Origin of the sequence: Candidatus Kirkpatrickella diaphorinae, assembly GCF_025736875.1 — a bacterium.
Lineage (GTDB): Bacteria > Pseudomonadota > Alphaproteobacteria > Acetobacterales > Acetobacteraceae > Sorlinia > Sorlinia diaphorinae.
On record NZ_CP107052.1, the window covers coordinates 206,135 to 223,774 of the forward strand.

Here is a 17,640-nt window from a genome sequence, read left to right on the forward strand (position 1 = left end):
GGCGCGTGCGCGGGTGAGACGCGTCGCGCGATGGAGCGATTTTCCCTATTAATCGCTTGTGACGAAATTGGTAACACAAGTCATTAAATTTTATCTCCGTTGTCTTTATTGCCATGCCGTTAAAACGGCCTGAGATGCGAGGAGAGAAAAGCAACAATATGTAACGCCTCCGCGTTAAACTTGTCCCGCAGGCAATAGTTTGGCGCCGGCATTTCGTTAATGGATGACATTTGTTCTTGCGATGGCTCTGTTCGCTGCAGGAATTGTCGCTTATGCTGGTCCATCCTTAAAGGAGGCTTTTATGACAAAGAATATCGAGGACAAGGCAGAAGGCATGATGAATGAGGCGAAAGGCCGCGTGAAGGACGCCGTTGGCGGCCTGACCGGCGATGCCAAAACGCAGGCCAGCGGTAAAATTGACCAGATGTCCGGCATGGCGCAGCAGGAATTCGCTGATCTTTACGATGAGGCGGAAACAATTCTTGAGCGCGCGACAGTGTTTGTGCAGGACCGTCCGGTTGTCTCCATCATTGGGGCCATGCTCATCGGGTTATTCGTCGGCATGTTGATGAAAAGCTGCTGCAAGGCGAAATAAGCTTTTCCGACACGGCGCTTTCGCAAACGTGAAGCCGTGATGACGCCTCCTCTTCACCCGGTTATCCGCCGCACATTTTGGGGGGCGGGCGCCGGGAAGGGGCGGGGTGCCTCATATTCCTGTCAATCATCGTTCCGCAGGGATCTCATGGTGATCAGCGGTGCCGACAGGTGCGGGACAAAACGGCGCTTTACTTTTTGTGCGCCATCTGATTCAAACCCGATTCGAAGTGGGTGTGGAAGGGGAGAGGTCAGCGACCGCGTAATGCCGGATTTCAGATATGAATATGAAAACGGTGCCCCTGAACGCTTTGTTGCGGGGCTGGATGAGGTCGGGCGCGGCCCGATCGCGGGGCCTGTCGTTGCAGCATGCGTCATCTTTCCCCATGACTTGCCCTTATCTTTGCAATCGATGATTGATGATTCCAAAAAATTATCGCCGATGCGTCGCCTCCATGCTTTTCAGGCCCTTACGGGGGGTGTGTGTCATTTCGGGGTCGGTGCCGCGTCCGTTCATGAGATTGAAACCCTTAATGTCGGCAAGGCCAGCCACCTCGCCATGCGCCGCGCCTTGAAACGCCTCCCCTTTTTACCGCATGTCGCCTTGGTGGATGGCAAAGCAAGGGTCGACCTGCCTTGTGAGGTCAGGATGATCATAAAAGGTGACCAATCAAGTTTATCCATCGCTGCGGCGTCCATCATCGCCAAAGTAACGCGTGACCAGCTGATGGAGAAGCTCGCCCGCCGTTATGACGCTTACGGTTGGGAAAGAAATGCCGGTTACGGTACAGCAACCCATCTACAGGCTCTAAAATCTGTCGGCGTGTGTCGCCATCATCGGCGAGGCTTTGCGCCGGTCAGCGCCATGCTGGCGCAAGCTGAACGTCTCGGCGCGTGACATATCCGGCTATGTTATGTCGCCTTCATCCCATTAATGCTCCACGCTCTGATTCAAGGGGATATTACGTGTGACTCATCAGGACCTCCCGATCGACCAGATTCTTTGTGGTGAATGCGTGTCGACGATGCGGAGCCTGCCTTCTTCCAGCATCGACTGTATCTTCGCGGACCCGCCTTACAATCTTCAGTTACGTGGGGAACTGCGTCGACCGGATGAAACCGTTGTCGATGGCGTGGATGATGACTGGGACAAATTTACGGATTACAGCGCCTATGACCGTTTCACGCGGGACTGGCTTGCCGAAGCCCGACGCCTTTTGACGCATGATGGCACGATCTGGGCCATCGGGTCCTATCATAATGTCTTTCGTCTCGGCGCAATCATGCAGGAGCTGGGCTTCTGGATTCTCAATGACATTGTGTGGCGTAAAGCCAACCCGATGCCGAATTTCCGTGGCAGGCGGTTCACCAATGCGCATGAGACCATGATCTGGGCTGCGCGCGGGCCGGACAGCAAATATTGTTTCAATTATCAGGCCATGAAGACCCTGAATGACGATGTGCAGATGCGCAGTGACTGGTATCTGCCGCTCTGCACGGGCAATGAGCGCGTCAAAAACGTACATGGCCTGAAGCTTCACCCCACCCAGAAGCCGGAAAGCCTGCTGCATCGCGTCCTGATTGCCTCAACGCGCTCCGGCGATGTGGTGCTGGACCCATTTTCCGGGACGGGTACGACCGCCGCTGTCGCCAAACGTCTGGGGCGGCATTTTGTCGGGATTGAGCGTCACCCCGATTACGTCGAGGCCTCCCGCCTTCGCGTTGAGGCTGAGCAACCTCTTTCGGAGGAACATGCTGCCGTCACGCCTGCGAAGCGGGAAATGCCACGTATTCCGTTCGGGACTTTTGTTGAGCAGGGAATGCTGCCGGCCGGGACCGAATTATTTGACCGGCAGCGGCGTCTGCGTGCGGTCGTCAGTCCGGATGGCAGTCTCGTCAGTGGTGGCCAGCGCGGCTCTATCCATAAAATGGGGGCGCAATTGACGGGCGCGCCTTCCTGTAATGGCTGGACGTTCTGGTATTTTGAGCGCAATGGCGAGTTGCTTCCGCTGGATATCTTACGCACGGAATCATCACAGACCAAATTGCGGAATGCCGGCTGACGCCGATATGAAGCGGCCTCATCACGGGGCCGCCTTGCTATTTTGACCCGAAACCCAGGAAGCCGATTTCCGGCGCTGCCTGGCCGCCCGACATGTCATATTGATGCACCGGCTTGGTCTTCTGCCGCATCTCAGCCTTGATGGAAAGGCGGTGGCCTTTGGCGGCATTTGCGTCGGTAACATCATCATCGAAATTCGCGAGCCGACCCGTTGAGTCGGAGCCGCGCATCGATAGAAGCAGGAAGATAATATCCTTGCGGTTGAGGTCGATTGCCAGGTCAAGCGGCGTCTGGTCGAGGATATTGCGCGCATAGATATTGGCGCCGCGTCCCAGCGCTTCTTTCGCGGCATTGAGGCTGCCACGATTCACCGCGTCATATAAAGCGTCGGTCGGGTTAAGGTCGCGATTCGCGTGACCGGCATCCTGCTCCTGCGTGTCCGCGCCGGGTAGGGCGGAGGGCGGGGCCGCCGCTTTGGCGGCGCGACGGGCTTCCGCCGCTTTCTGGGCTTCCGCCGCTTCCTGCTCTGCCTCCGCTTCATCCGCCGTCTGCCCGAAGACAGAGGTGGCGGGCAATGTTACCCAGGCGCTAAGTCCCAATATGGCGATGAGCAACAAGCGCGGCAGGGGGCTCAACGGAAATGCAGGTCGATTGGCAGACATTCTACTCTCTTAGCCTTGAAGCGGATATAAATCGATACCCATCACCAACTTAATGCGTGGCGCACAGCTTATAAACATGCCGTTCAGATTTTTCGTTCCCGCCACCAGGCGAAGAAGATACATAAAATGATGGAGAGCGCGCTTAACCAGGCTGGCAGGATCTGACGGGTTTTCATGCGGGACGGGTCAATTTCGCGCCCGGGCGGGAAGGCCCAGACGTGACGCAAGTGATGGCCGGGGCGAAGTGAAAGCCTTGTCGCAGCGTCAAACCTGTCTGACCAGACAATATGCCCGGATGATCGTTGCACCAAAGGGTCAAGCCGCGATGACGTCGCGCGCAGATCCTGCCCTTCAAGCGTTTCCGTGTGTTCTGGAAGAATAAATGATTCGAAGTCACCCTGTTTGAGGCGCCAGATACCGGGGCTTGGATGGATTACAGCATGGTTTGTGAATACGCCTTTACCATTGAGGTGGAGAGGCAGCATGAAATGACTTTTGTCGGGCCGCGTCACCTCAACAGGTCCGTCCATTCGGGGTTGCAGACTGTGACGGGTAATGTCGAGCCGATCCCCGGAAATTCGGCCTGAAAGCTGTTCCGCTTCGAGGGCTGGCTCCTTCATCAACCAATGTGCCAGTCGGCGCAGGAGCTGCGCCTGCGGGCCGCCACCCTCCTCCCCGCGGGACCAGAGCCAGATCTGGTCGGAGAACAGCATGGCGACACGGCCGTCTCCCGCCTGGCCAAGGACGAGAAGGGGGTTCTCATCCGGTCCTTTCATGATAACATCGCCCTTGACGGAGGCGGGCGCGACCTTCAATGCGCGATACCAGGGACCCCAATGCGGGGGCAAGCCATTAACGACAGGGTGGCGTTGACCCAGCGGCGTCAGTTGCGGGACAAATTTGCGGTCCATGACGCCTTGAGCCTCCGCCGTTGCTGGCAGGATCTGCGCAAGCGGGGTATCTTTCAGGGAGCCATCTTCGAGGAATTCCGGTCCCGTGAGCAATAACAGCCCGCCGCCGCCCTGCACGAAGCGCGCGATATTTTCCATATAGGCGTCCGGCAACAGGCCCATGGTTTTGAAGCCATCGAGGATAATGAGATCAAACTGGTCGATCTTCTTCTCGAAAAGCGCCTGCGTGGGGAAGACGACCAGCGCCATCTCATCTGTTGAAGTGCCATCATCCTGCTCCGGCGCACGCAGGATCGTGAAATGCACAAGATCAACTGCCGGGTCGGACCTTAGGAGGCGCCGCCACACACGCTCCCCCGGATTGGGCGCGCCGGAGACGAGAAGCACTTTGAGTCGCTCCCGGATGCCGTTAATATGGAGCGTCTCGAGATTATTTGCGGTGGTCACCTCACCCGGCAAGGGCGAAACCTGGATGACGACCGGCATGTCTCCAGCAGCTTTCACCGGCACTTTAAGCGTTTCAGCGCGCCCTGTTTCAATGGTGATATGCTGCGGCGCGGCGCGGCCCGCCTGCAAACTCACCTGCGCCTTATGACCCTCCGCGCTCCCATGATCGATGACTTTGATGACAATCGATGCGTCTTTGCCGACGATGCCGTATGTGGGTGCTTCCAGAACCTTAATCTGCCGGTCCATCTCCTCGTTTTTTCCGGTCAGGATCACATCAAGAGGCCGCGGACCGCGCCCCGTATCGGTGGCGAAAATTTTCGGCAATCTGGCTGGCGCGTCATGCACCATGCCATCCGTGATAAAAATAGCCCCGGCAAAACGTCGTGGGTCGGTCACCGCATTTTGCAGGTCGGTGAAAAGCGTTGTGCCTTCCGATCCTGAATCGGTCGCATGAATGATTTTGAGGTTGAGGCCGCTTTCCTGCCCTGTCGCGATCCTTATTTTCTCAAGGGCCGCGCGCGCTTCCGCCTGGCGATGCGCCATCTGCATGGAGGGCGATTCATCAAGCACGACATATACATCTGATGCACCCGGCTTATAGGCGATCCGGTGAGAAACGGGATTGAGAAGCCAGATTCCGGCGATCAGGAAGGCCAACGAGCGCGGTATCGCACCCTGCATGCGACGAAACACAGCATAGGCGGAAAACCCAAGGCAGATCAGCAGAAACGGCACCACGACGAGCCATGGAAGGAGCGGCGAGAAAGAAAGTGTCGTCATGGCTGAAGCCGCTTGAGCAGAGCGGGGACTTTCATCTGATCCTGCTTATAATTGCCGGTCAGGGCGTAGATGATGATGTTGACGCCGAAACGTTCCGCAAGGGTGCGCTGGCGATCCTGACCGGGTATGACGGCGTAAGGGTGATTGCCCTGATCATCCACCGCCCAGGCCCGCGCCCAGTCTGCCTGCCCGATAATGACCGGGCTGACACTGTCATTATTCGGGTCCGCATTCCGCGCCACCCAGACGGCCTTCCCCGCAAAACGCCCGGGAAAGCTGCGCAGGATGTAGAAACAATGGGCAAGAATATGCCGCGCATCCAATTTCGCCAAAGCGGGAAGGTGAATGCCGCGCGTGACCTCAGCAAGGTGGCGCTGCGCTGCTGAAGCGTCATCATCCTCTTCTCCCGCATCAATTGTGTCGATCAGAAGCATGCCCCCGTGGGCGATGAAGTCGTCAAGCGCAGCATTGCGTTTAGCCTCAAATTTTGTTTGCGCGTCGATAGGCCAGTAAAGGAGGGGATAGGGCGCGAGGTCATCCTGCCCCGGCCGCACGCCATCCGGCGTCGCCAGTTTGGCGGATGTCCGGTCAGATGCGTAATCGGAAATCCCCTTCATACCCTGGCGTGACACGGCGTCCAGCGTTTCCTGCCCGGTCAGTATATAAGCGAGGCGCGTGGCGCGCGCCGCCTCCGCAACTGAAGCGGCCTGCGCCGAGGATGGGATGGGGAGAGGAGAGAAACCGATAAAAATAACCACCACGAAAACCAGCAGGCCCAGATGCCGCGCGCGTAAAACGATGTCAGCGAGCAGGCAGAGCATACCGATCAGAACAAGCGCCGCGCTTGCATCATGTGACGGCGTCAATTTTTCCGCCAATATCACGTTCCCAGTTACTGTTTGACGCTGCAGAGGCGTCACGAAAGGGCCAAGATTATAAGCGTGCGCTGCGCCTTGAGGACCATACATGCCCGGTGGGTGGGTCGGGCCTGGCTGCGTTGCGGCAAGATTTGACGCTGTGAGAGGTTTGACGACATCCGTAGGTTCACGCAAATCTCCGGCATCACCCATAAGCTGAAGAGGCGGCAATTTATCTGCCATGGATTCAGCCATTACGCCTGTTGAGCGCCGCACGATGCGATCCAACATATCGGGGAAGAGACCGGTCAGGGGCAGATTGCCCCATTCCGGGCCGCTATCCGCATGGAAGAGCACAATTTCGCCGCGTCCAAGTTTGCTGGCGGTGACGAGAGGTGTGCCGTCCGTCAATCGGGCCCATATCCTGCCGGGCAATTCCGGGTCCGGCTGGGCGATGACCGTCTTACGAATGACGAGATCACCCGGCGGGGCAAGCCCGGCAAAAGGTGAAGAGAGTGGAAAAGCGGCGAGTGTCTGTGGTTTTTCCCATGACATGACACTGTCGAGATCCCGCAGATTTCCGACAAGGCGCACGGGCAGGAGCGTGTTTTCGGGCGATCCGTCCTGATTTTCCCCCATTGCAGCGTCTGCCGTGCTGACGAACCGGACCAGCCACCCCCCATGCGTCACGAAATCCTTCAGGCGGCGCTGTCCCTCCGGGCGCAAGGCCGTCTGGGATGGCCAGATGATGACGGATAATTTCTGCGCAAGGAGATTATCCAACCGCCCCTGCCGCATGTCTGAAATCTGAGACAAAGCATGACGCAGATAGAAAGCGGGCGTGTTGATATCATCGCCCGGTATCGGTGCCAGAAGCAACCCCACAGGGTGACGCTGGCGCGAGTCATTCATCAGAAAGATACTGGCGGGGCCAGCCTGATGCCCGTCAGAAAGGTGAAGCGACACGCGCGCCATCTTCCGCTGTACGGGCGCCGGGAGGTTGCTTTGCCATTCAACGCTTTTCTGGCCTGCGGCGAGGGCGATATGATCGCGCCGCAAAGTGAGATGGCCCGATGTCTCAGCCACAATGTCAAATTCCGTCGGCGCTGTCCCAAGGCGTGAGATCATGAAGCGTGCGGGATTATTACCCTCACTGACTTTGATCAACGTCAAAATGTCGCGATCGGGAAGCGTCATGGTGAAGCGCCGCGATGCAGCCTGGAGTTGCGTGCGGAAGGATGCGTCTTCATCCGTCGCGACACCGTCCGAAAGTAATAATAATTTGCGACCGCTCAGCGCGACATCCTTGAGCGCCTGGGCGCGTTCCGTCCGCCAGGGGCGGGGCCGGACGCGTTGGAGATGCGCGCGCAGAAGGCTGAGATCATGTGAGACCATCGGGCCGGTAAAGCTGCCATCATCCTGACGCGCGGTGGCGATCAACGTCATGGCATGGCCGTGCGCGAAGCTGTCCTTCCCCAGGCGCAAAATCGTTTCCCGGATCAGCGACCGATTGGGATAGGCCGCCCAGCCATTATCGATGATGAGGGTGAGATCGTCATTTCGCCACCCGTCCTGGACCGCTTTCGGTGACCAGATGGGGTGGGCGAGGCCGAGAATGATCAACGTAAGAGCAGCGGACCGCAGAATAAAAAGCCAGATCGACGCACGCGCTGGCGTCGAACGCCGGATCTGGATGGATTGCAGGATTTTCAGCGGCGGGAAAATATATTGTTTCGCGGGTGGCGGCGTCATCCGCGTTACCCAGAAAGCGACTGGCAAAACCAGCAGGGCCAGAAGCAGAAGCGGATGTAAAAATGTCATCGCGCCTCTCCATGCGTCCGCGCTGATAATCTGGCGTGGAGTGGCCGCAATATTGACGCGACATCATCATTTGTCGGCATCAACGTAAAGCTTCCGCCGCGCTGCACGACGAAATCGCGCAACGCATCCAGATGCTGGTGCAGGGCTTTCTCATAAATTCGGGCGACGTCATCATCAATGGACATACGATGGCGCACTGCGCTTGAGCTGTCGGTAAGGGCTGTGAAACCACGAATAGGTAATGAGATTTCGGCGGGGTCAAGCACACAGATCAAATGGAGATGCCGCGCCAGGGGGCTCAGTCCTGCAAGCGCTTCTTCAATCTGGTCAACCGACCAGAGGAAATCGCTGATCAACACCATCTCGGAGGAAGGCGGCACATCACCCGCCTCGGGTATCTGCGCCTGCTGGTGGGCAACCAATCTCTCGCCAAGGGCGGTGAGGGCGCGTGCCGTGCGGAAATTGTGCGCTTTCACGCCATGTGCGATGAGGGCGACATTTTCACCGCCCTTCAAAGCCGCGCCACCTAATGCAAGGGCGGCGATAAATGCCACGTCACGTTTGATCGGGAGACGCGCCCTGAAGCGCCATTGCATGGAGGCGCTGACATCGCACCACAAAGCGAGGCTTCGCTGGGTTTCAGCTTCCTTCTGCCGTACCCATAATTGTCGGGAGCGGGCGGACTGACGCCAGTCTATATGACGCGACGGCTCATGCGGTTGCGCCAGTCGGAATTGCCAGAAATCCTGCCCCATCCCCGCGCGCCTGCGACGATGCGTGCCGGACTCAAGGCGGCTGACCACATTCTGCGCCTGCAGAAGAAGGGCCGGCAAATCCGCAGCCCTGTCGGGCGGCGCTGATAAATGCGCTTCCGCCTTGCGGCCACCAGCGAAAAATGACGAAATTCTGGAGAAATCCCACACGTCAGGCAAGTCGTCGGACAGCGCTGGCAATGACGGCGTCAATGGTAATTCCTGCCGATTCCGCGGTGAATTTGAGCCCCATGCGGTGGGTCAACGTCACCTGCGCCAGGGCTTCAATATCGGCAATATTGGGGGAGAGGCGTCCTGTCAGGAGGGCACGCGCGCGACAGGCGAGCATCAATGACTGGGCCGCACGCGGCCCGGGGCCGTAAGCGAGATGTTGCGCGTCAGGCAAATGGGAGGTTTCCGGCCTCAGGTCACGCACCAGATGGATGATCGCATCCGTGATTTTCTCTCCCACCGGCAGGCTGCGGATAAGATGTTGCGCGTCGAGGAGGGTCTCGGCAGAGAAGAGCGGTGCGATTTCCGCTTTTTTGATGCCCGTCGTGGCGACAAGCATGCGTTTTTCCGCATCAGCATGGGGATATGTCAGCTTGATGCACAGCATGAAGCGGTCAAGCTGCGCTTCCGGGAGGGGATAAGTACCTTCCATATCCAGCGGGTTCTGCGTGGCAAGAACGTGAAAAGGTCGGGGCAGGGCGTGCTCCTCCCCGGATTGCGTCACACGATATTCCTGCATCGCCTGAAGCAGCGCGGATTGCGTGCGGGGGCTGGCGCGGTTGATTTCGTCTGCGAGGAGCATCTGGGTGAAGATCGGCCCGGGAATGAAGCGAAAGCCACGTTGTCCGGATTTCGTCTCATCCAATATCTCGCTGCCGGTAATATCGGACGGCATGAGGTCGGGCGTAAACTGGATGCGCTTCGTATCAAGCCCCAGAACGTGCGCGGCGGTAGAAACCAGCAATGTCTTCCCCAGCCCCGGCGCGCCAAGTAAAAGCGCATGTCCCCCTGACAGGACGGACGTAAGCAGATGCTCAACCACCGTTTCCTGGCCGAAGATAATGCGCCCGATCGCATCCCGCGCGTCAGAGAGGCGCGCCACCAACCGATCGGCCTGCGCGAGAAGGGCATCACCTTTCCCGGATTGTGTTTCGACGCTGTGATCGGTCATAGTTATCACTCTTATCGCTGAGGGGGTTTTATCGCGAGACTTCCGTTACCACATAAGCGGGATGGAGGAGGATAAAAGGTTTGGAGACGCAGATGTCGGATGGCAGCACAACTGAAAATGGGGCAGACGTCCTGTCGGACGTCGTGGCAGAAGCGCCGACCGCGCCAAGCAAGACGGCGCGCCGTGTGCTTCCTTTTCTGATAAAGCGTCAGGGCACATGGCTGTATCAGGGCTCTCCCATCAAGCGTAAAGAAATGGTCTGCATGTTCGCATCAATGTTGCGACGCGACAAGGAGGGACATTTCTGGCTCAAAACCCCGCGGGAAGAAGGGGTGATACAGGTTGAGGACGCACCTTTTACGGCGGTTGAACTTAATTTCGAGGGAAGTTGCGGCCGCCATCAGACGCTTTCCCTCCGCACAAATATTGATGAAATCATTTCCGTCAACGCGATGCATCCTCTCATGACGCAATGGCGTCAGATCGTCACGCCGGATGCCGCGCCTGTGCCTTACGTGCAGGTCCGCGCCGGTGACGGGGACTTCCCGATCCTTGCGCGGCTGACGCGGGCGGTTTATTTTGAACTTGCAGCACTTGCCGTCCCCGGTCAGGTTGGTTGCGAAAAATGTATGGGTGTCTGGAGCGATAATTGCTTCTTTCCCCTTGCACCCCACCTTGACTAAAGGTTCTCAATGTCTCTGGGACAGTTTGTCTCTCACGACACAGCGCTGAAAAAGCTCTGGCAGCACCTGCCGCAGGCGCGCCTTGTCGGGGGGTGCGTGCGGGATCTTTTACTGAACCTGCCTGTCCATGATGTTGACCTCGCCACCCCCCAATCGCCGGAGGTTGTGATGCAGATCCTTGAGGCGGCGGGCTTCAAGGTTTACGCAACCGGGTTGCGCCACGGCACTGTGACATCTGTCATTGATGGGCGCGCTTTCGAAATCACCACATTGCGGCGTGATGTTACCACGGATGGTCGCCATGCTGTTGTCGCCTGGACGGATGATTGGCGGGAAGACGCGGCGCGACGTGATTTCACAATCAACGCCATGTCCTGCGACCGTGCGGGGCAGGTGCATGATTATTTCAATGGCCAGGCCGACCTTGCCGCCCGGCAACTTCGCTTTGTCGGAGATGCGGAGACGCGGATCCGGGAAGATGCGTTACGCATACTGCGATTTTTTCGCTTTCTGGCACGGTTTGACGTGGCGAAGCCGGATCAGGCGGCGCTTACCGCCATCCGCGATCTTCATGCACTGATCGCGCGGCTTTCCGGGGAGCGCATCGCGGCTGAAATCATGCGCATTGTCGTGCTTGACCGCGCGCCCCTCGTGCTCAGCCTGATGCAGGAAGTGGGGGTGCTGCCACATATTGTGTCTCATCCCAACCTGCGTTTTTTCAGCCATCTACTCTCGCTTGGTGCGCCTGCTGAGCCGCGTCTCCGCCTGGCTGCGCTTTATCCACCGCGGGAGGAGGTAAAGCGTCTTCGCTTATCGCGTGAGGATACAGATCTCATCGATTTTCTCACGGCCACCCAGCCACTGCTTGACCCCGCTGCAGATGACGCGGCCTTGCGTCGCGCACTCTCGGAAGCACCGCCGGATCGCCTGACCTTGCGGAGCTGGATGGATCAGGCGGCTGACCGTAGCGGCACGTCCTCTGAGAGCTGGCAGAAATTCCGCACGCGTCTCAATGCGATGGAAACACCGACATTTCCCCTTCAGGGCCGAGACTTGCTGGATCAAGGCATGTCCCCCGGCAGGTCGCTTGGCACCGTGCTGAAAGCGACGGAAGATTGGTGGCGTGCACGCGGATGCGTTGACGGGTTGTCAGCATGTCTGTCATACGCATTGACGCTTCGGGGCTTCTCCCGCAATTCCTCGCCGACGTAAACGAGACGCCATGACAAAGCCGATGATGGCGCCGCGCACGCCGCCGACTAAAATTGACCCCCAGGGCGCTCGGGGAAGGGCACTCCTCTGGCGCATTTGGCGTGATGAGATCCGTCATTATAAATGGCGTGTGACGGCCGTCATCATCCTGACATTATTGACGGCAGGGCTGACAGCGCTTTACCCGCTCGTCATCAAGCGGGCGGTCGATATGTTTACGGCGCGTGACCCGCGCATCCTGTATCAGGTGCCGGCGCTGGTGGTGATGCTGACCGGGTTGAAGGCCCTGTGCCAATATGGGCAGTCACTAAGCGTTCAGGCGCTGGTTCTTCTCGTGATCCGCAATCTTCAATTCAGAATGTTCGGGCATGCTTTGTCGGCGGATATTGCGCGGATTGAACGTGAAGCGCCTGCGCAATGGGCCAGTCGCTTCACCACCGACGCGGTCTCGATCCGGGATGCCATGGTGCGGGCGGTCAATGCGTTGGGTGATGTCGTGACTGTGATCGGCCTCGCCCTTTCCATGATCTACACGGATTGGGAACTCAGCCTGATCGCCCTGCTTCTTTACCCCGCCGCCGCCGTGCCAATTCAGAAGCTTGGCCGCCGCGTGCGGCGTGCGTCCGGCACGATGCAGGAGCAGATCGGCAAAACCGCTTCCATCCTCAATGAAAGTTTTGCCCTCGCCCGACAGGTGCGTGTCTACGGGCTGGAACCTGTCGAGACCCGGCGCATCGACCACTCGCTTGAACTCCTGCACATTGCTTTCATGAAGATAACACGCGGGCGTGCGCGTGTTGACCCGGTGCTTGAAGTTCTCGGGGGCACCGCGATTGCTCTTGTGCTGGGTTTTGCAGGATGGCGCTCCACGATGGGCGGGTCCGATTTCGGGGGTTTCACCGCCTTTATCGCGGCGCTCTTTGCAGCGTCCCGCCCGCTCCGCGCTCTCGGCTCCCTTAATGCGGCGCTTCAGGAGGGGCTGGGCGGTGTTGAACGTGTTTTCGCCGTCATTGATGAGCCGCCCGCTGTCACCCAAAGCCCAGACGCACGGAATTTACCGGAAGGGCGGGGCGATCTGATTTTCAGCCACGTTCAGTTCTCCTATCCGGATGGGCGCGTAGGGCTGCGTGACCTGAGTTTCCGTGCCGCGCCGGGCCAGACTGTGGCGCTGGTAGGGCCTTCCGGCGCGGGCAAATCAACGGCGTTGAGCCTGATCCCCCGTTTGCATGATGTCACTTCCGGCGGCATAACGCTTGATGGCGTTGACCTGCGCGACCTCGATTTGAAAATGCTGCGCAGCGCCATCGCCTATGTCAGCCAGGATACGACGTTGTTCGATCTTTCCGTCGCTGAAAATATCCATGTCGGTCGGCCCGACGCGACGGAGGCGGAGGTTGTCGCGGCCGCGGAAGCGGCTGCCGTCGATTTTGCGCATGAATTGCCGCGTGGCCTCCATACGCTTGTCGGGCCGGGCGGGGGGCGGCTTTCCGGCGGGCAGCGGCAACGCGTTGCTTTGGCGCGGGCTTTATTGCGTGACCCGCGACTTCTGCTTCTTGATGAAGCAACGAGCGCGCTGGATGCGGAAAATGAGGCCAAAGTGCAGGAGACATTGGCGAAGTTGCGTCAAGGACGCACGACAATCGTCGTGGCACACCGTCTGGCGACGATCCAGAGCGCTGACCTGATTATCATCCTCGCCGATGGCCAGGCTGTGGAATCCGGCACGCACCAGGAGTTGCTGGCCCGGGGCGGGCTTTATGCGCGTTTCGTTGAAAATCAGTCCCTCGGTGTGCTAACCGAAGCCTGATGCTTTCCAGTAAGTTCAGCTCTGCGCCATGCGCGCGAGCATGGGCAGGATCTTACGGTAAAGAGACCGCTTGAAGCCCAGCTCGTAAGAAAACACCTCGGCGAGATCGACCCACCGCCAATCCTTGAATTCCACAGGGAGATGGCGGTCGAGGCGGATGTCGTGATCCTGCCCTGTAAAGCGCATCGCGACCCATTTCTGTGTCTGTCCACGAAAAGCGCCGCCCAATGCGACGCCGATAAGATGGGATGGCAGATCATAGGACAGCCAATCCGGATGTTCCCCGACAATGACCGCTGCGCGCGTGCCGATCTCCTCACTAAGCTCACGCATGGCAGCATCTCGGACCGACTCATCCGCGTCAATACCGCCTTGAGGGCACTGCCAGATCTCGCGCCGCATATCGGCGCGCCGCCCGAGGAAGATCTGACCCGTCTGGTTGAAGAGGGCGATCCCGACATTGGGCCGATAAGGAAGGTCAAATTTTTGCGTCACGTCAGTCACCCTCCCTCAACCCTGCGTCCTTCCTTGTTTCACCATCCACCGGCATGACGGCTCGGAGCAGAATGCCGGAGACGTGACTCGCCGCGAAAGTCATTTCGCTTCACTGAGGGGGGCGGATTTTCCTTCTCCATCATGATCGCTTTTACGGGGTAAAGCTTGGCTTTTAACCTCGCCGGATTTTTTCTGTGCTGCCGAAGGGATGGGGTTCGAGAGGGGATAGGCGTCATCGGCCAACCCCGCCAGAGCCCGCGCGACACGCACCCCCTCCTGAAGCTGGAAATCGGTTGCCGGTTTCTCAAGCTTGAAAGCGGGCCAGTCTTTGGGCGGCTGGTCCGGGATGGATTTCGTTATGGCGGGGAGGTCGGCGCGTTTGGAAACTTCCTTGCTGACACCGCCGGAATTGCTCAGAACGTGATTCAGATCAGCCTCATGATAACCATAGCCGTCATCATCCTCACTCTGCTTGACGCTGATATCCGGCAAAATACCTTTCGCCTGGATTGACCGCCCGGAAGGCGTGTAATAACGCGCCGTTGTCAACCGCACAGCGCCGCCATCCGGCAGTGGAAAGAGTGATTGCACCGAGCCTTTCCCGAAGGACTTCTGGCCAACCAGCACGGCGCGACGATGATCCTGCAAGGCACCGGCCACGATTTCACTCGCAGAGGCAGAGCCGCCGTCAATCAGGACGACAATTGGCAATCCATGCGTCATGTCCTTGCCTGAAGCATCCCAGCGATGATTATCCGCCGGGTGACGGCCCCGTGTCGAGACGATCTCACCCGTATTGATAAAATCGCCACTGACCGCGACAGCCTGATCCAGCTTACCACCCGGGTTCAGACGAAGGTCGATGATGACGGCTTTAATGTCCTTTTTATGCTGCTTCGAAATCGCGCTCCATGCCTTGCGCAATTCAGCATCCGTATTATCGTCAAATTCTGAGATACGGAGATAGGCGACTGGCCCGTAAACCGCAGAACGCACGACCTGAATATGGATGATTTCACGCGTCAGAGTCAGTTTGATCGGTTTCGGTGCTTTTGGGCGGATGATCGTCAATGTCACTTTCGTGCCCGGATCACCGCGCATTTTCATGACGGCCTGGTCAAGTGACACCCCATTGAGGGATTTGCCATCGACCTCTGTGATGTAATCGCCCGGCTTCATCCCGGCGCGGAAGGCTGGTGTGCCCTCAATTGGCGAAACGACGCGGACATGTCCGTTCTCGTAAATGACCTTCGTCCCCAGCCCCCCGAACTTGCCGCTGATCTGGGTCATCATCTCCTTATATTGTTTCTCGGTCATGAAAGAGCTGTGCGGGTCAAGATTGCCGACCAGGCCATCAAGGGCATTCTCAATCAGTTTCTTATCCGTCACTAGCTCAACATAGTCATTTTTAACGAGGTCAAGAACGGAGCCGAAAAGATTCAGGAGTTTGAGTGTTTCTTCCGGAGAGTCGCTTTTCTGGGAGGCGTCACGCGCGAGCGCGCTTGCGCCGATCAGAAATTGATAACGGGACGGGTCACCGAGGCCGATGAATGACGCAACGCCCAAACCTGCTAAAAAGCTTGATCCTAATATCAGACCTGTGCGGAGCTTCATCCCGAAATCCTTACAACAAATAACGTCTGTCCGGTCACCAGGCGGTGAGGCCGCCATGATGGGACAGTTTCACCTGACGCCATGCGATGCGCTGACAGGTGACTTTGATTTAAAACATTCTGCGCCATGAGGGTCAAATCTCTTTTGGCCCAAGCGGCTTCACCCTGCCGGGCACCAGAGGCGTCCCGGCTTTCAGGGTCACGGCTGCGCAATCAGCGATGTTCCCGTCATCGCCAGAGGCTGCTTGAGTTTGAGGAGCGCGAGAAGCGTCGGGGCGACATCGGCCAACCGCCCATCGGTGATCTTCGTCACACCCGGAGCTTTGAGAATAACCGGAACATGGTTGAGCGTATGAGACGTATGGGCCCCACCGGTTTCATCATTTTTCATGGTCTCACAATTGCCATGATCCGCTGTCACAAGCAGAGCGCCCCCGGCTTTCTCCAATGCCTGATCGATGCGGCCGAGATTTTCATCCACCGCCTCACAGGCTTTAATGGCGGCGGAAAGAATGCCGGAATGCCCCACCATATCCGGGTTGGCGAAATTCAGCACGATCAGATCGAACTGCGCGCTCTCAATCGCCTCAACGGCGCGATCCGTCAATTCAGCGGCGGACATTTCGGGCTGGAGGTCATATGTCGCGACTTTCGGGGAGGGGATCAGGATGCGCGCCTCGCCCTCCAATTCGCCCTCCTTGCCACCATTCAGAAAATAAGTGACGTGCGGATATTTCTCCGTTTCCGCCATGCGCAATTGTTTCAAACCGGCCGATGAAACGACTTCACCGAGGAGGTCTGAGAGATTTTCCTTCGGGAAAAGCGTTGTCATGAGCGGGGCAAGCTCATCCCCATAAGGTGTCATTCCGGCGGCCGCGACAAAGGTGATGCGCGGCCCGCGATCAAAACCATCAAAATGGGGCTGTAAAAATGCATTAAGGATCTGACGGATGCGATCAGCGCGGAAATTCGCCGCGAGCAGCGCGTCCCCATCCTTCATGCCTTGATAGCCGCCAATCACATGGGGCAGCACGAATTCATCATTTACGTCATTCTGGTAGGATGAGGGCAGCACATCCTCCGCGCGCTCCGCCTTCACGCCCTGACCGAAAGCCAAAGCATCATAGGCAAGCTTGACGCGGTCCCATCTCTTATCGCGATCCATCGCGTAATATCTGCCGCTGACCGTCGCAATCCGCACCTCATCCGGCAGAAGATCAACCATCTCCGCCATGAACCCCTCTCCGGAACGCGGGGGCGTGTCCCGACCATCGGTAAAGAGGTGCAGGGCGACATCGACCCCTTCCTCCGAGACGATGCGGGCGAGGGCGGCGATGTGATGGTGATGCGCGTGCACGCCGCCGGGCGAGACGAGGCCCATAAGGTGACAGGTCCCACCGGACTTTTTGAGTTTTTTAATGAGGTCCTGAAGCGTCGCATTATCTTTCAGCGACCCGTCTTTCACCGCACGCGAGATGCGCGGCAGGTCCTGCATGACGACGCGTCCGGCACCGATCGTCAGATGGCCGACTTCCGAATTGCCCATTTGCCCCTCAGGGAGACCGACATCCTCACCGCTGGTGCGCAGGAAGGCGTGCGGGCTTGTCTGCATCAATGCATCAAAATGCGGCGTCCGCGCCTGGCGCACAGCGTTATTTTCATACGCCTCACGATAGCCGAACCCATCCAGGATAACGAGCATGACCGGGCGCGGCCGCGGGAAAACGTCAGCAACCATTAAATATCTCCTGTTCTCCG

Annotated in this window: 14 protein-coding genes; 6 read left to right on the plus strand and 8 right to left on the minus strand. The window is 58.2% G+C overall.

Annotated features, from left to right (window positions below):
- Nucleotides 1–301: 301 nt before the first annotated feature.
- From N5W20_RS01020 to N5W20_RS01030, 3 genes are all read left to right on the plus strand, one after another.
- A complete protein-coding gene (locus N5W20_RS01020; protein WP_319807088.1) occupies nt 302–595 on the plus strand; it encodes a CsbD family protein in 294 nt (97 codons plus the stop codon).
- Between the two features lie 264 nt (nt 596–859).
- Entirely contained in the window at nt 860–1,492 is a 633-nt protein-coding gene (locus tag N5W20_RS01025; protein WP_319807089.1) for a ribonuclease HII, read from the plus strand.
- Between the two features lie 127 nt (nt 1,493–1,619).
- Nucleotides 1,620–2,657 (plus strand): site-specific DNA-methyltransferase, encoded by a 1,038-nt coding sequence (locus N5W20_RS01030; RefSeq protein ID WP_319807793.1) that lies wholly within the window; start codon nt 1,620–1,622, stop codon nt 2,655–2,657.
- 37 nt (nt 2,658–2,694) lie between these two features.
- Here N5W20_RS01030 and N5W20_RS01035 read toward each other — a convergent pair whose 3' ends face one another.
- The 5 genes from N5W20_RS01035 to N5W20_RS01055 form a co-directional block, all read right to left on the minus strand.
- Nucleotides 2,695–3,318: an ankyrin repeat domain-containing protein gene (locus N5W20_RS01035; protein ID WP_319807090.1), complete on the minus strand. Its 624-nt coding sequence runs from the start codon at nt 3,316–3,318 to the stop codon at nt 2,695–2,697.
- Nucleotides 3,319–3,401: 83 nt separating this feature from the next.
- Nucleotides 3,402–5,459 carry a glutamine amidotransferase gene (locus N5W20_RS01040; protein WP_319807091.1) on the minus strand — a complete coding sequence of 686 codons (2,058 nt, stop codon included), beginning with the start codon at nt 5,457–5,459 and terminating at the stop codon, nt 3,402–3,404.
- A complete protein-coding gene (locus N5W20_RS01045) occupies nt 5,456–8,137 on the minus strand; it encodes a DUF4159 domain-containing protein (protein ID WP_319807092.1) in 2,682 nt (893 codons plus the stop codon). Before N5W20_RS01045 ends, N5W20_RS01040 begins: the two co-directional genes overlap by 4 nt.
- Nucleotides 8,134–9,090 (minus strand): DUF58 domain-containing protein, encoded by a 957-nt coding sequence (locus N5W20_RS01050; RefSeq protein WP_319807093.1) that lies wholly within the window; start codon nt 9,088–9,090, stop codon nt 8,134–8,136. Before N5W20_RS01050 ends, N5W20_RS01045 begins: the two co-directional genes overlap by 4 nt.
- Complete coding sequence (locus N5W20_RS01055) at nt 9,062–10,072, minus strand: AAA family ATPase (RefSeq protein WP_319807094.1); 1,011 nt, start codon at nt 10,070–10,072, stop codon at nt 9,062–9,064. The genes N5W20_RS01050 and N5W20_RS01055 overlap by 29 nt, the downstream gene beginning before the upstream one ends.
- A gap of 80 nt (nt 10,073–10,152) precedes the next feature.
- On the opposite strand from N5W20_RS01055, the gene N5W20_RS01060 reads away from it, so the two are divergent.
- Genes N5W20_RS01060 through N5W20_RS01070 form a run of 3 tightly spaced genes read left to right on the plus strand, consistent with a single transcriptional unit; the run spans nt 10,153 to nt 13,774 of the window.
- Nucleotides 10,153–10,755 carry a DUF1285 domain-containing protein gene (locus N5W20_RS01060; protein WP_319807095.1) on the plus strand — a complete coding sequence of 201 codons (603 nt, stop codon included), beginning with the start codon at nt 10,153–10,155 and terminating at the stop codon, nt 10,753–10,755.
- Nucleotides 10,756–10,764: 9 nt separating this feature from the next.
- A complete protein-coding gene (locus N5W20_RS01065; RefSeq protein ID WP_319807096.1) occupies nt 10,765–11,967 on the plus strand; it encodes a CCA tRNA nucleotidyltransferase in 1,203 nt (400 codons plus the stop codon).
- A gap of 22 nt (nt 11,968–11,989) precedes the next feature.
- Nucleotides 11,990–13,774: an ABC transporter ATP-binding protein gene (locus N5W20_RS01070; protein WP_408869423.1), complete on the plus strand. Its 1,785-nt coding sequence runs from the start codon at nt 11,990–11,992 to the stop codon at nt 13,772–13,774.
- A gap of 15 nt (nt 13,775–13,789) precedes the next feature.
- On the opposite strand, the gene N5W20_RS01075 is transcribed toward N5W20_RS01070, so the two are convergent.
- The 3 genes from N5W20_RS01075 to gpmI all read right to left on the minus strand — a co-directional run bounded on the left by N5W20_RS01075 (nt 13,790) and on the right by gpmI (nt 17,620).
- Entirely contained in the window at nt 13,790–14,269 is a 480-nt protein-coding gene (locus N5W20_RS01075; RefSeq protein WP_319807097.1) for an RNA pyrophosphohydrolase, read from the minus strand.
- 99 nt (nt 14,270–14,368) lie between these two features.
- Nucleotides 14,369–15,883: a S41 family peptidase gene (locus tag N5W20_RS01080; RefSeq protein ID WP_319807098.1), complete on the minus strand. Its 1,515-nt coding sequence runs from the start codon at nt 15,881–15,883 to the stop codon at nt 14,369–14,371.
- Nucleotides 15,884–16,081: 198 nt separating this feature from the next.
- On the minus strand, nt 16,082–17,620 hold the full coding sequence (gpmI, locus tag N5W20_RS01085; RefSeq protein ID WP_319807099.1) for a 2,3-bisphosphoglycerate-independent phosphoglycerate mutase: 1,539 nt from the start codon (nt 17,618–17,620) through the stop codon (nt 16,082–16,084).
- Between the last annotated feature and the right edge of the window lie 20 nt (nt 17,621–17,640).